This window comes from Paraconexibacter sp., assembly GCF_041602235.1.
GTDB lineage: Bacteria > Actinomycetota > Thermoleophilia > Solirubrobacterales > Solirubrobacteraceae > Paraconexibacter.
The window spans coordinates 1-13,211 of sequence record NZ_JBFIGP010000008.1; the positions used below are offsets into that span (position 1 = coordinate 1).

General features: G+C 71.0%; 15 protein-coding genes. 13 read left to right on the top strand and 2 right to left on the bottom strand.

From position 1 onward, the window contains the following. The 5 genes from folP to folK all read left to right on the top strand — a co-directional run. Window positions 1–839, top strand: an 839-nt coding sequence (folP, locus tag ABYE80_RS01270; protein ID WP_372788048.1) for a dihydropteroate synthase, incomplete at its 5' end; no start/stop codon positions are given. Then, complete coding sequence (gene folB / locus ABYE80_RS01275; RefSeq protein WP_372788049.1) at window positions 836–1,282, top strand: dihydroneopterin aldolase; 447 nt, start codon at window positions 836–838, stop codon at window positions 1,280–1,282. The genes folP and folB, both read left to right, overlap by 4 nt. Before the next feature lie 3 nt (window positions 1,283–1,285). Next, a complete protein-coding gene (locus tag ABYE80_RS01280; protein WP_372788051.1) occupies window positions 1,286–2,119 on the top strand; it encodes an acyl-CoA thioesterase in 834 nt (277 codons plus the stop codon). Beyond that, window positions 2,116–2,511 carry a nuclear transport factor 2 family protein gene (locus ABYE80_RS01285; RefSeq protein ID WP_372788052.1) on the top strand — a complete coding sequence of 132 codons (396 nt, stop codon included), beginning with the start codon at window positions 2,116–2,118 and terminating at the stop codon, window positions 2,509–2,511. The genes ABYE80_RS01280 and ABYE80_RS01285 overlap by 4 nt, the downstream gene beginning before the upstream one ends. Continuing rightward, entirely contained in the window at window positions 2,508–3,023 is a 516-nt protein-coding gene (gene folK / locus ABYE80_RS01290; protein WP_372788053.1) for a 2-amino-4-hydroxy-6-hydroxymethyldihydropteridine diphosphokinase, read from the top strand. Before ABYE80_RS01285 ends, folK begins: the two co-directional genes overlap by 4 nt. Here folK and ABYE80_RS01295 read toward each other — a convergent pair. Next, on the bottom strand, window positions 3,010–3,342 hold the full coding sequence (locus tag ABYE80_RS01295; protein WP_372788055.1) for a hypothetical protein: 333 nt from the start codon (window positions 3,340–3,342) through the stop codon (window positions 3,010–3,012). The genes folK and ABYE80_RS01295 overlap by 14 nt on opposite strands. A gap of 128 nt (window positions 3,343–3,470) precedes the next feature. Then, window positions 3,471–4,223, bottom strand: a complete 753-nt coding sequence (locus ABYE80_RS01300; RefSeq protein WP_372788057.1) for a glutathione S-transferase — start codon at window positions 4,221–4,223, stop codon at window positions 3,471–3,473. 21 nt (window positions 4,224–4,244) lie between these two features. Here ABYE80_RS01300 and ABYE80_RS01305 point away from each other — a divergent pair, with 21 nt between their 5' ends. The 8 genes from ABYE80_RS01305 (at window position 4,245) to ABYE80_RS01340 (ending at window position 12,992) form a co-directional block, all read left to right on the top strand. Continuing rightward, window positions 4,245–5,012 (top strand): type III pantothenate kinase, encoded by a 768-nt coding sequence (locus tag ABYE80_RS01305; protein ID WP_372788058.1) that lies wholly within the window; start codon window positions 4,245–4,247, stop codon window positions 5,010–5,012. A 23-nt stretch (window positions 5,013–5,035) separates the two neighbouring features. Beyond that, on the top strand, window positions 5,036–6,031 hold the full coding sequence (locus ABYE80_RS01310) for a tRNA dihydrouridine synthase (protein WP_372788059.1): 996 nt from the start codon (window positions 5,036–5,038) through the stop codon (window positions 6,029–6,031). A 120-nt stretch (window positions 6,032–6,151) separates the two neighbouring features. Beyond that, a complete protein-coding gene (gene greA / locus ABYE80_RS01315; RefSeq protein WP_372788060.1) occupies window positions 6,152–6,634 on the top strand; it encodes a transcription elongation factor GreA in 483 nt (160 codons plus the stop codon). Further along, a complete protein-coding gene (gene lysS / locus ABYE80_RS01320) occupies window positions 6,631–8,100 on the top strand; it encodes a lysine--tRNA ligase (RefSeq protein WP_372788091.1) in 1,470 nt (489 codons plus the stop codon). Before greA ends, lysS begins: the two co-directional genes overlap by 4 nt. A 160-nt stretch (window positions 8,101–8,260) precedes the next feature. After that, a complete protein-coding gene (locus tag ABYE80_RS01325; RefSeq protein WP_372788062.1) occupies window positions 8,261–9,286 on the top strand; it encodes a mechanosensitive ion channel family protein in 1,026 nt (341 codons plus the stop codon). A 252-nt stretch (window positions 9,287–9,538) separates the two neighbouring features. Then, a complete protein-coding gene (locus ABYE80_RS01330) occupies window positions 9,539–12,163 on the top strand; it encodes an ATP-dependent Clp protease ATP-binding subunit (RefSeq protein ID WP_372788064.1) in 2,625 nt (874 codons plus the stop codon). A gap of 163 nt (window positions 12,164–12,326) precedes the next feature. Next, complete coding sequence (locus ABYE80_RS01335) at window positions 12,327–12,719, top strand: cyclic nucleotide-binding domain-containing protein (RefSeq protein WP_372788065.1); 393 nt, start codon at window positions 12,327–12,329, stop codon at window positions 12,717–12,719. Between the two features lie 57 nt (window positions 12,720–12,776). Beyond that, complete coding sequence (locus ABYE80_RS01340; RefSeq protein WP_372788067.1) at window positions 12,777–12,992, top strand: CDGSH iron-sulfur domain-containing protein; 216 nt, start codon at window positions 12,777–12,779, stop codon at window positions 12,990–12,992. Window positions 12,993–13,211 lie beyond the last annotated feature (219 nt).

Sequence of the window (13,211 nt, forward strand, 5' to 3'; positions counted from 1 at the left end):
CGCAGGGAGCACCGCCGATGCTGCGTAGGATCCCCGGAGTGCGGGCGTTCACCGTCATGGGCGTGGTCAACGTGACGCCGGACTCGTTCAGCGACGGCGGCGCCTTCCTCGACGAGCGCGAGGCGATCGCCCACGGTCGTCGCCTCGCCGCGCAGGGCGCCGCGATCCTCGACATCGGTGGCGAGTCCACGCGCCCCGGGGCCGCCCCCGTGGACGTCGCGGAGGAGTTGCGCCGTACGCGGCCGGTGGTCGAGGCGCTGGTCGCCGACGGTACCGCGCGGGTGTCGATCGACACGTCGAAGCTGGAGGTCGCCCGGGTCGCGCTCGACGCGGGAGCCACGTACGTCAACGACGTGACCGCTTTCCGGGGCGACCCCGAGCTGGCGGGCCTGGTCGCCGATCGCGCCGCGGACTGCTGCCTCATGCACATGCTCGGGGAGCCACGGACGATGCAGCGCGATCCGCGCTACGAGGACGTCGTCGACGACGTCCGCGCCTTCCTCGAGGAGCGGGTCTCGTTCGCGGTCGCCGAGGGGATCCGCGAGGACCGGATCCACCTCGACCCGGGGATCGGGTTCGGGAAGACGCTCGACCACAACCTCGCGCTGCTGCGGAGCATCGACGCGTTCTGCGCGCTCGGGTTCCCCGTCGTCGTCGGGACCTCCCGCAAGTCGTTCCTCGGACGGCTCACGGGCCGTGACGATCCCGCCCGGAGGGTCGCCGCCACGCTGGCCACCAACGTGCTGGCGTACGAGCAGGGAGCCTCCGTGTTCCGCGTGCACGACGTCGCCGAGCACGTGGACGCCCTCACGGTCGCGGCTGCTACGTTGGCGCCGTGATCGACGACGACCGTCACGACCCCGACGAGGACGACCTCGAGGACCACGACTTCGACGAGGAGGACGGCCCGCAGACCGAGGTCACCATCGAGGTCAGCGGTCTCTCCCTCTACACCCATCACGGGGTCACGGCGGCCGAGCGGGAGATCGGGCAGCGCCTGGTGCTCGACATCCGGATGGAGGTCGGCGAGTGCGATGCGACGGTCACGGACATGGTCGAGGACACGGTCGACTACGGCGAGGTCTGCAACGCCTGCGCGCTCGTCGCGCAGCAGCGGTCCTACAAGACGCTGGAGCGCCTGTGCTCGGCGATCGCGGACCGCCTGCTGGATCGCTTCGCGGCCGAGGAGGTCTGGGTCAAGGCGTCCAAGCCCGAACCGCCGATCGCCCTGCCCGTCCACGAGGTCAGCGTCGAGGTGTGGCGCACCGCCAGGGAGAGCTGACGGGTGTCGACGACGATGGTGGACTTCACCGCGGACTCCGCCGTCCAGGCCCTGGGCGACGGTCGCTACGCCGCCCACGTCACCCCGCACTGGTCGGCCCCCATCGGTCCGAACGGCGGCTACATCGCCGCGATCATCGTCCGGGCCATCGAGGCCGAGGTCGCCGCACCGGCGTTCCACATCCGCACGCTCACCCTCCACTACCTGCGCTCGCCGGCGGTGGACGCCGATGCGCAGGTCGAGGTGACCGTCGAGCGCGCCGGGCGCACCGTGACGACCGTGGTCGCCCGGTTCCTGCAGGACGACCGCGTCTGCGTGCTGGCGCTCGCCTCGCTCGCGACGAGCTTCCCGGACGCGATCACGTACCGGACCCCGCCGCCCGACGTGCCCGCGTTCGCCGGCCTGGACCCGATCACGCCGCCCGCCGAGGCGCCCGAGATCGCCCACCGGCTCGACGTGCGGTACGCGCTGGGGCCGCCGCCCTTCCGCGGTGCCGACGAGGCCGTCTCCGGCGGGTGGCTGCGGCTGACGAACCCGCCGCGGGCCGTCGACGCCGCGCTCCTCGCGCTCCTCGTGGATGCCTGGCTGCCCACGGCCTGGTTCCGGCTGTCCGGCCCGGTGCCGGCGCCGACGGTCGAGTTGACGATCCACTTCCGCGCCCCGCTCGTGGCGCTCACGCTCGACGCCTCCGACCCGCTGCTCGTCCGCTTCAGCTCCCGGACGGCCCACGACGGCCTGTTCGAGGAGGACGGGGAGGTGTGGGGTCCCGGGGGCGTCCTGCTCGCGCACAGCCGTCAGCTCGCTCTCATGCGAGTCACCAACGAGGAGATCCCATGAGCATCACCGCATTTCGCGACGCCGTCGTCGCCCACGATCACGCGGCCCTGGTCGAGACGCTGTCGCCCGAGGTCACCTTCTGCTCTCCCGCCGTGCACAAGCCCTACGAGGGGCGGGACGCCACCGCGTTCATCCTCGCCGGGGTGCTGCAGGTGTTCGAGGACTTCCGTTACGTCGACGAGCTGATCGGCGACGGCAAGGCGACGCTGCGGTTCCGCGCCCGGGTGGGCGACCGCGAGCTGGAGGGCGTCGACCTGCTCACGGAGGGCGACGACGGACTCATCAGCGAGCTGACCGTGTTGATCCGCCCCCTGTCCGGGCTGCAGGCGGTCGTCGCCGGCATGGAGCAGGCCCTGCGGGAGATGCAGTCGCAGGCCGAGCCTGCGACGTGACCGTCGGCTACCTCGGCCTCGGCTCGAACGTCGGGGATCGCCGGGCTCATCTGCAGGCGGCCGTCGACGCCCTGCCCGGCCACGGCGTGCGCGTGGTCGCGTCGAGCTCGACCTACGACACGGATCCGGTGGGCGAGGTGACGGAGCAGCCCGCGTTCCTGAACGCCTGCGTCCGGATCGAGACGGACCTCGGCCCGGAGGCGCTGCTGGACGCCTGCAAGGCCGTCGAACGCGACCGGGGACGCACGCTCGCGGGCGAGGACGGGTACGTCCGTCACGGGCCCAGGCCGATCGACGTCGACCTCCTGCTGCTCGGTGACGCGTCCTGCGTGACCGAGCGCCTGACGCTGCCGCACCCGCAGGTCACGGCGCGACGGTTCGTGCTCGTGCCCCTCCTCGAGCTCGACTTCGCGCTCCAGGCCGCCGGGGGCGTGTCGCTCGCGGACGCGCTGGCCGCGCTGCCGCTGGACGAGGGCGTCCGGCGGGAGGGACCGCCGCTCAGGACGCGCTGATCGCGTCCCGGGCGAGCGCCCGCGGCACCAGGACGAACGCGACCGCGCCGGTGTCGACCCGGAGGGTCGATCCCGGCCGGATGTCGCTCACGTGCTCGGCCGGGTGGGGCAGCGCGCGGCGCAACCCGAACATCCTGGCCGCGACCTGCGTGGCGTGGGACTGGATGGCCCGGCAGGCGCCGTCGCGGTCCACCCGCCACCCCGCGGCCATCAGGGCCCGACCGTGCCAGAGCTCCCAGCGCCAGCGACGGAACCCGAAGCGCCCGGGCGCGAGCGGATGCAGGGTGTAGGCGAACTCGAGTCCCTCGACGGTGGGCACGCGGAGAACGTTAGCCGTCGGGTCCGTCGGGAAGGTCCAGCTCCTCGATGAGGTCGAGCGCCGTCGGTCCCACGTGCCCGTCCGGTGATCGCGACCTCAGGGCGCTCCGTGCCGTCGCTCCGAGCGGACTACGGGGTCGCGGTGGCAGGAGCCGGCAGCCACTCGGCCGGGTAGACGCCGGCCGGGACCGCCCCGGGCGCGGGGGGCAGCACGCGGGCGACGAGGTCGGCGACGGGCCGGCCCTCGATCAGCGGGCGGACGTCGCCGAGCGTCATGAGCAGCCGGACCGACGGAAGGATCTGCAGGTCGGCGGCGTTGGGCGGCTCGTCCCCCAGGGTGCCGTCGGCGATCCAGGCGTCGATCTTGTCGAGGTGCGCCGGCAGCGCCAGCAGGTCCGCCCGCACGGCGGTCTCCGTCGCCTGGTTCATCTTGCACTCGATGCGGGTGAGCCCCGGCGCCATGGCCACCAGGAGCGGGGCGGGAGTCGGGAGCTTCGCGTTGACGGTGAACGACGGCAGCGACTTCGGGGAGCGCTTCAGCGCGGGCCACAGGAGACGCCGGGGGATCGACTGGAAGACCTCGTCGCCCCAGCGCTCGGCCTCGTCGACCGCCGCGCGGCGGTCGGGATCGGACGGGTAGAGCGAGGGCTCCGGGACGCGGCGCTCGAGCTCGGCCAGGATCGCGCGGGACCCCGAGAGCTTGGTCCCGTCCTCGAACTTGATGGCGGGAACCGTGCGCACACCGAACAGCGCCTTGGTGATCGGAGCGTGCATCGGCGGGAGCAGTTCGACCGTCTTGTAGGGGATGCCTTTGAGGGTCAGAGCGCGTTCGACGGTCGCGCAAGGGTGCGATCCATCGACGACGTAGAGCTTGTTGGCCATGCGGGCGAGCATAATGCGCCGGTGCTCCTCGTCGTCGACGTCGGCAACACCCAGACCCATTTCGGGACCTATTCGCCCGAGGGGGAGCTCGTCGAGCACTGGCGGTTCGCCACCGTGCGCTCGTCGACCGCGGACGAGCTCGGGGCGGCGCTGCGCAACCTGCTCGAGCTCCGCGGGGTGGGACTCGCCGATCTGGACGCGTCGATCGTGTCCTCGACCGTGCCGCAGCTGGCCCCGGAGTGGGCCGAGATGGCCTCGCGCTACCTCATGCACGAGATGGTGGTGGTCGGGCCCGGCATCCGCACGGGCATGGCCCTGCGGTACGACAACCCACGGGAGATCGGGGCCGACCGGCTCGTCAACGCCGTCGCGGCGTACGAGAAGGTGCGCCGCGCCTGCATCGTGGTCGACTTCGGGACGGCGATCACCTACGACCCGGTGAGCGACGAGGGCGAGTACCTGGGCGGCATCATCTCGCCGGGCGTGGAGATCTCGATGGACGCCCTGACCTCCCGCGCCGCGAAGCTCCCGCGCATCGATCTGGGGCCGCCGCGCACGCTGATCGGCAAGTCCACGGTGGACGCGATCAGGTCGGGGATCGTCTACGGCTTCGCCTCGCAGGTCGACGGCATCGTGCGGCGGCTGCTCGTCGAGCTCGGCAGCGAGACGCACGTGCTCGCCACCGGCGGGCTGGCGGGGGTCATCGTGCCGTTCTGCGAGACGATCGACGAGCAGGACGACCTGCTGACGCTCGAGGGTCTGCGGCTGCTGCACGGCCGCAACACCTGAGCGGCCTCTGCCACACTGGAGGCGTGCCGAGCCTCCACGACAGCTGGGAGATCGGGGGCGTCCACGTCCCCAACCGCGTGCTGCTCGCCCCGCTGGCGGGCATCGGCAACTGGTTCGTGCGCCTGCAGGCCAAGCGCTACGGAGCCGGCATGGCCGTCAGCGAGATGGTGTCGAGCTTCGGCATCCACCACGGCAACGAGAAGACGTGCACCGAGATGCTCCGCGTGCACCCCGACGAGCATCGCGGTGGCCCGGTGGCGCTGCAGCTCTTCGGGCAGGACCCCGACGTGATGCGGTCCGCGGCGGCGACGGTCGCCGAGCGGGGTCTCGTCGACATCATCGACCTGAACATGGGCTGCCCGGTGCCGAAGGTCACCAAGACGGGTGCGGGCGCCGCCATGCTGAAGGACCCCGACACGGCCGTCGCGGTCGCCAGCGCGGCCCGCGAGGGGAGCGGCCTCCCGGTGACGGTCAAGCTGCGCTCCGGCGACCGCAAGGGCGACACCAGCGGCGTGGCACTGGCCCACCGGCTGGTCGAGGAGGCGGGGGTTGCGGCGATCACCTTCCATCCGCGGTCCGCGCAGGTCCACCACAAGGGCACCCCGGACTACGATCTCGCCGCCGAGCTGGTCCGGAGCCTTCCGGCCCCCGTGATCCTCACGGGCGGCCTGCACGACGTCGCGTCGGTCACCGCGGCGTACGAGCGCACCGGAGCGGCGGGGGTGATGCTCGCCCGCGGGTCGCTCGGCAACCCCTGGCTGTTCTCGCAGGTGCTGGGGCTGCGCGACGACGAGCCGACGCGCGAGGAGATCCTCGAGGAGCTGGACTGGGTGATGGAGTGCGCCGTCCAGCACATGGGGGCCGAACGCGGCGGGAGGTACCTCCGCAAGTTCTATCCGTGGTACGTGACGCGACTGGGGGAGGGCAACGTGCTGCAACAGGCGTTGCAGCGCACCGACACGGTCGAACAGGCCCGCTCGATCCTCGCCCCGCTGCGCGCCCGGGTCGCGGTCGCCTGAGCACAGGAGCCCGCCGCGCTATACTCCGCCGCTCGCCCGGCCCGCTTGCGGGCTCTATCCCCGCCCAGTGCGGGGTTTTTCTCGCCCGCCGGCCGGTGAACCCGAACCCCAGGTTGCCACATGCCGAAGGACGTCATCCTCACCCCCGAAGGCCTCGAGAAGCTCAAGGAAGAGCTCGAGCATCTCTCCACCGAGAAGCGCCGCGAGGTCGCAGCTCGGATCAAGGAGGCCCGCGAGTTCGGTGACATCTCCGAGAACTCCGAGTACGACGACGCCAAGAACGAGCAGGCCATGCTCGAGTCGCGGATCCTGCAGCTCGAGGAGCGCCTGCGCTCGGCGCAGGTCGTCACCGCCGAGGACATCTCCAGCGACGTCGTGGGCGTCGGGTCCATCGTCCACGTCAAGGACGAGAAGACCGGCAAGTCGCAGAAGTTCACGATCGTCGGGTCCGCCGAGGCCGATCCGGCCGAGCTGAAGCTGTCCAACGAGTCCCCGGTCGGGCGTGCGCTCATCGGGCACAAGCGCAACGAGGTGGTCTCGGTGCAGGTCCCGAAGGGTCCCGCTCGCAAGCTGAAGATCACCAAGATCGAGGTCGGGCTCTGACCGAGTCCGCGGGGGGATCCGAGGCAGACCTCCTCGCCGTCCGACGCCAGAAGCTCGACGACCTGCGTGCGGAGGGCATCGACCCCTTCCCGCACGCGTTCCCGGGCGTCGAGCCGATCGCGGACGTACGCGGCGCCCACGGCGGTCTCGAGGCCGGGGCGGAGACCGAGAGCTCCCACCGGGTCGCCGGCCGCCTCGCCGCCCGGCGCGGTCAGGGCAAGATGGCGTTCCTGGACCTCGTCGACCGCAGCGGCCGCCTGCAGCTGCAGGCGAAGCTCGACGTGCTCGGGGAGGAGCGCATGGCGCGCCTGCTGCATCTCGACCTCGGCGATCTGGTCGGGATCGACGGCACGGCGTTCATGTCGCGCCGCGGTGAGCTGACGTTGCGGGTGGACGACTTCACCGTGCTCGCCAAGTCGCTCCGTCCGCCGCCGGACAAGCACGCCGGGCTCACCGACGTCGAGACCCGCTTCCGCCGCCGCGAGCTGGACCTCATCGCCAACGAGGAGTCGCGGGCGATCTTCCTGACCCGTGCGAAGGTCATCGCCACGGTGCGGCGCATGCTCGACGACGACGGGTTCGTCGAGGTCGAGACGCCGATCCTGCAGCCGCTCTACGGCGGCGCGCTGGCCCGCCCGTTCACGACGCACCACAACCAGCTCGACCGCGACCTCTACCTGCGGATCGCGACCGAGCTGTACCTCAAGCGCTGCATCGTCGGCGGTCTCGAGCGGGTCTACGAGCTGGGCAAGGACTTCCGCAACGAGGGCGTGAGCTTCAAGCACAACCCCGAGTTCACGATGATCGAGTGGTACGAGGCCTACGCGGACTACTCCGACGCCGCGGACCGGCTCGAGCGCGTGGTCGCCGCGGTCGCCGAGGCGGTCGGGTACGAGGGCGAGCTGGACTTCTCCACGCCGTGGAAGCGCGTCACGTTCGTGGGCGCGATCCGGGACGCGACGGGCATCGACATCCTCGAGCACCGCGACGCGGCCGCCCTGGCGTCGGCCATCGCCGCCTCGGACCGCGTCGACATCCCCACCGACGGCCTGACGTGGCCCCAGCTCGTCGACGACCTGCTCTCCAAGCACGTCGAGCCGGGGCTGCAGCAGCCGACGATCGTCATGGACTACCCGGTGGAGATCTCGCCGTTCGCCAAGGCCCACCGCAGCGAGCCGGGGCTCACGGAGCGCTTCGAGGCGTTCTGCGGCGGCATGGAGATCGCCAACGCCTTCACCGAGCTGAACGATCCCGACGTGCAGCGCGAGCGGTTCGAGGCGCAGATGCGCCTCGCGGGGGAGGGCGACGACGAGACGCAGCCCTACGACGAGGTGTTCGTCCAGGCCCTCGAGCAGGGCATGCCGCCGACCGGTGGCCTGGGCCTGGGGATCGATCGTCTCGTGATGCTGATGACCGGTCAGAGCTCGATCCGCGAGGTCGTGCTGTTCCCGGCGATGCGCGACTGACGGAGCCGACCCCGGCGGCGCGAGCCCGCGCCGCACGCCCGTCAGGACCGCTCCGTACGGGGCATCGACGGCACCTTGGACGGGGCCCGAGGGGGGCGGGATACCGCCCGCGACCTGAAACGTTTGCCCCTCAGATCGGTAGGGAACGCCCGAGAGGATGTTGTCGTCGATTCCCTTCTTCCTGGCCGATGTGAGCCCCGAGCGCCTGCGCTCGACGTGCGGCTCCGACCCGTCGTTCTGGTGCCGCGAGGTGCTGGAGGCCACGGAGGACCGCACGCTCGCCGGCCTCGCGGACACCCTGATCGGCACACCGCTGGCCCTCGCCGCGATCCTGCTCATCGCCCTGGTCGCGAACCGCCTGGCGCGCCGCTCGATCAAGGGCGGCCTGCGCCGGCTCCACAGCGGCACCGTCGCTGAGCGCATCGGCAGCGCCGGTCGGCGGCTGACGCCCGACGCGCTGCTGGAGACGCGGGAGACCTCGCTGCGGGCCGAGCAGCGCATCGACGCGCTGAGCGGCGTCCTGCGCAGCGTCGCGTCCTTCGTGATCTTCGCGATCGCGGCGTTCGTCGCCCTGGGGCGACTCGGCGTCAACCTCGCGCCGCTGCTGGCGAGCGCCGGCATCGTGGGCGTGGCGCTCGGCTTCGGGTCCCAGACGCTCGTCAAGGACTTCCTCTCGGGCGTCTTCATCCTCATCGAGGACCAGTACGGCGTCGGCGACATCGTCGACCTCGACGGGCAGACGGCCGGCATCGTCGAGTCCGTGTCGCTGCGGACGACCCGCCTGCGGGCGGTCGACGGCACGGTCTGGCACGTGCCCAACGGCGACATCCGCCGGGCCGGCAACCAGAGCCAGCACTGGTCGCGGTCGCTCCTGGACGTCGAGGTCGCCTACGACACCGACCTCGAGCGCGCCAAGCAGGTCCTGCAGGACGTCTCGGACGCCGCGTGGAAGTCCGACAAGGACATCATCGAGCGGCCGGAGGTCTGGGGCGTCGAGGCGCTCGGCGCCAGCGGCATCACGGTGCGGGTCGTCGTCAAGACCCGCCCGTCGGAGCAGTACCGCGTCAGCCGCATGCTCCGCGAGCGGATCAAGGATGCCTTCGACGCCGAGGGCATCGAGATCCCGTTCCCGCAGCAGACCGTGTGGCACCGGCCGGCCGACGAGCCCGCCGGGGACCGGGTCTGAGGACCCCTTCCGCGCGGGCCAGGTGCTCGTCGCGGGTTCTGTCCGCACGGTCGGTGCCGGGCCGCCGGGACCCGGTTGGTAGCATGACCCATGCGCGCCGTCCGACCCGTGGGACTCATCTTCTTCGGCCTGTCGGCCGAATACATGGGTACACGGGTGCTTCGGCGTCCCTGCACACCGCAACGACAGTCCGGACCACGCACCACCCCACGCTGACGACCACCCAGCCGCCAGCAGGAAGGATCAGCACTGATGTTCGAGCGATTCACTGAACGGGCCCGTCAGGTCGTCGTTCTCGCGCAGGAAGAGGCGCGGACGCTCAAGCACAACTACATCGGGACCGAGCACATCCTGCTCGGGCTCCTGCGCGAGGAGGAGGGCCTCGCGGCCCGCGTCCTCGAGAGCCTCGACATCACCGTCGAGCGCGTGCGTGCCCAGGTCGTCCGCATCGTCGGATCCGGTGAGGAGGTCACCTCCGGCCAGATCCCGTTCACCCCACGAGCCAAGAAGGTCCTGGAGCTCGCCCTCCGCGAGGCGCTGAGCCTGGGTCACAACTACATCGGCACGGAGCACATCCTGCTCGGCCTGGTCCGCGAGAACGAGGGCGTCGCCGCACGCATCCTGCTGGACTTCGACGCGGACTCCGAGAAGATCCGCAACGAGGTCATCCGCATGCTCTCCGGTCCCGGCGGTCGCCGCTCGGGCTCGGGCTCGGGATCGGGCGCCGGTCAGGGCGCCGGAGCCGGCGCGGGTGGCGCGGGTGCCCAGGGCGAGGGCAAGAAGAGCTCCAAGCTGCTCGACCAGTTCGGGCGCAACCTCACGAAGCTCGCCTCCGACGGCAAGCTCGACCCGGTGGTCGGCCGTGAGAAGGAGATCGAGCGGATCATGCAGATCCTCTCGCGCCGGACCAAGAACAACCCGGTCCTCATCGGCGAGCCGGGCGTCGGCAAGACCGCCGTCGTCGAGGGTCTCGCCCAGCGCATCACCAACGCCGACGTCCCAGAGCTGCTGAAGGGCAAGCAGATCTACACGCTCGATCTCGCGGCGCTGGTCGCCGGGTCGAAGTACCGTGGTGAGTTCGAGGAGCGCCTCAAGAAGGTGATGAAGGAGATCACCCAGCGCGGCGACATCATCCTGTTCATCGACGAGATCCACAACCTCGTCGGCGCCGGCGCGGCCGAGGGCGCGATCGACGCGGCCTCGATCCTCAAGCCGGCACTGGCCCGCGGCGAGCTGCAGACCATCGGCGCCACGACCCTGGACGAGTACCGCAAGTACCTCGAGCGCGACTCCGCGCTCGAGCGTCGCTTCCAGCAGATCCGCGTGGAGCAGCCCTCGATCGACGAGACCGTGCAGATCCTCAAGGGACTGCGCGACCGCTACGAGGAGCACCACAAGGTCGACATCACCGACGAGGCCCTGGAGGCCGCGTCGGAGCTCGCGGACCGCTACATCGCCGACCGGCAGCTGCCCGACAAGGCCATCGACCTGATCGACGAGGCCGCCTCGCGGATGCGCATCAAGTCGATGACCTCCCCGCCCGTGTACCGGGAGCTCGAGGAGGAGATCGAGACGACGCGCCGCCAGAAGGAGGCGTCGATCGAGGCCCAGGAGTTCGAGAAGGCCGCGTCCCTGCGCGATCAGGAGCGTCGCCTGACGAACAAGAAGCGCGAGCTCGAGGAGCAGTGGGAGTCGGGCGAGGCCGAGGGGCACGAGCGTCCCGCGATCGGCGAGGAGGAGATCGCCGACATCGTCTCGATGTGGACCGGCATCCCGGTCTTCAAGCTCACCGAGGCCGAGACCCAGAAGCTCATGCGGATGGAGGACGAGCTCCACAAGCGCGTCATCGGGCAGCACGCCGCCGTCGAGGTCATCTCGAAGGCGATCCGCCGCTCCCGCGCCGGTCTGAAGGACCCGAAGCGCCCCACCGGCTCCTTCGTGTTCCTCGGACCGTCCGGCGTCGGCAAGACCGAGCTGGCCCGCACGCTCGCCGAGTTCCTCTTCGGCGACGAGGACTCGATGATCCGCATCGACATGTCGGAGTACATGGAGAAGCACGCCGTGTCCCGGCTCGTCGGCTCGCCCCCCGGCTACATCGGGTACGACGAGGGCGGCCAGCTCACCGAGGCGGTGCGTCGCAAGCCGTACTGCGTGCTCCTGCTCGACGAGATCGAGAAGGCCCACCCGGACGTCTTCAACATCCTCCTGCAGATCCTGGAGGACGGGCGCCTGACCGACTCGCAGGGGCGGACCGTGGACTTCCGCCACGCGATCGTGATCATGACGTCGAACATCGGCGCCTCGGAGATCGCACGGAACACCCCGCTGGGGTTCTCCGTCGGTGACGAGGACGCGGGCCTCACCTACGACGACATGAAGGCGCGCGTCATGGGCGAGCTCAAGAAGGTCTTCCGGCCCGAGTTCCTGAACCGGATCGACGACGTCATCGTGTTCCACAAGCTGCAGAAGGACGAGATCAAGACGATCGTCGAGCTCCTCCTGCGACGCGTCCGCGAGAGCCTCGCGGAGCGTGAGCTCCAGCTGGAGCTCAGCGAGGACGCGAAGGACTACCTCGTCGAGAAGGGCTGGGACCCGGCGATGGGTGCCCGCCCGCTGCGTCGCGCGATCCAGCGCTTCATCGAGGATCCGCTGGCGGATTTCGTGCTGCGGGCCGAGCTCATGCCCGGCGGCACGGTGATGGTCGATCGTGGCGGGGACGGCGAGGACGAGGAGCCGGTCAAGCTCTCGGTCGTCGCGCCGAAGAAGCCCAAGAAGGTGCCGGCCGCGGTCGGGGCCGAGGGCCAGGCCGCCGCGCCGCCCGCGCCGGATGCCGAGGAAGCTCCGTCGTCCGAGGAGGACGAGCCGACCGAGGAGTAGGCCCGGCTCACAGTTGCGTAGTGCTCGACGAGGGCGGCCCCGACCGGGGCCGCCCTCGTCGCGTCGGGACGCTCGTGGTGTGAGGTCCGGCACGTTTCTCCCACGGCACCCTCGGAATCGGGGAGGATGGTGCACAAGTGATCCGACTTTCAGGGGAGACGCAGTGGACGCAGCACGCTTGAAGGGCATTCCCGTACTTGCCGACCTGACCGACGACGAGCTCACGGCGGTGGCGGGTCTGGCCGCGGAGGTCTCGGTGCCGGCCGGCAAGGAGCTCGTCCGCGAGGGGGACTACAGCTACGAGCTGCTGGCGATCGAGGAGGGGACGGCGAAGGTGGAACGCGGCGGTGAGCTGCTCGCCGAGCTGGGTCCCGGCGACATCATCGGCGAGATGGGCGTGCTGGAGCGGGGGCAGCGCTCGGCCACCGTCACGGCGACCTCGCCCATGCTGCTCGTCACGCTCGACCGCTGGGACGCCAAGAAGCTGGCGAAGCTCGCCCCCAGCGCGGCGCAGAAGCTCACGGCGCTCGTCGAGGCGCGCAAGGAGCACGCCTGAGGAGCTGTCGCCCGGCGCCGGGTCGCTCCGGTGCCGGGTACCGATAGCGTGTCGCCCGTGCCCGAGGACGACGCTCGCGTCGAGATCAAGGTCCGGGACGACGGGCCGTACAAGGTCACCGGGCCGTTCCGCCTGGTCGACCCGGACGGCAACGTGCTCCCGCTGCCGGACGGTCCGGTGGCGCTCTGCCGGTGCGGCGGGTCCGGATCCATGCCCTTCTGCGATCGCACGCACCGGGATCGCGCGTTCTGCTCGCGGGTTCGCGCCGGATGACCGGGGCGGCCCGGCCACCGAGCCCCCGGACCCGAGGCGTGCCGGGGTTTCTTCGCCGTAACTCTGGGGAACGCCGTGCGTTGGAACACGTAGATGCGCACAGCCTCCGGAACATCTCTCGCTCTCCTCGTCACCTGCTGTGGCGTCTTCGGCGTCCTCGCCGCCCTGGTGGGTGGCTCGGGGCTCTGAGCCACCGGCGGTGACCCGCAGCCGACGAAG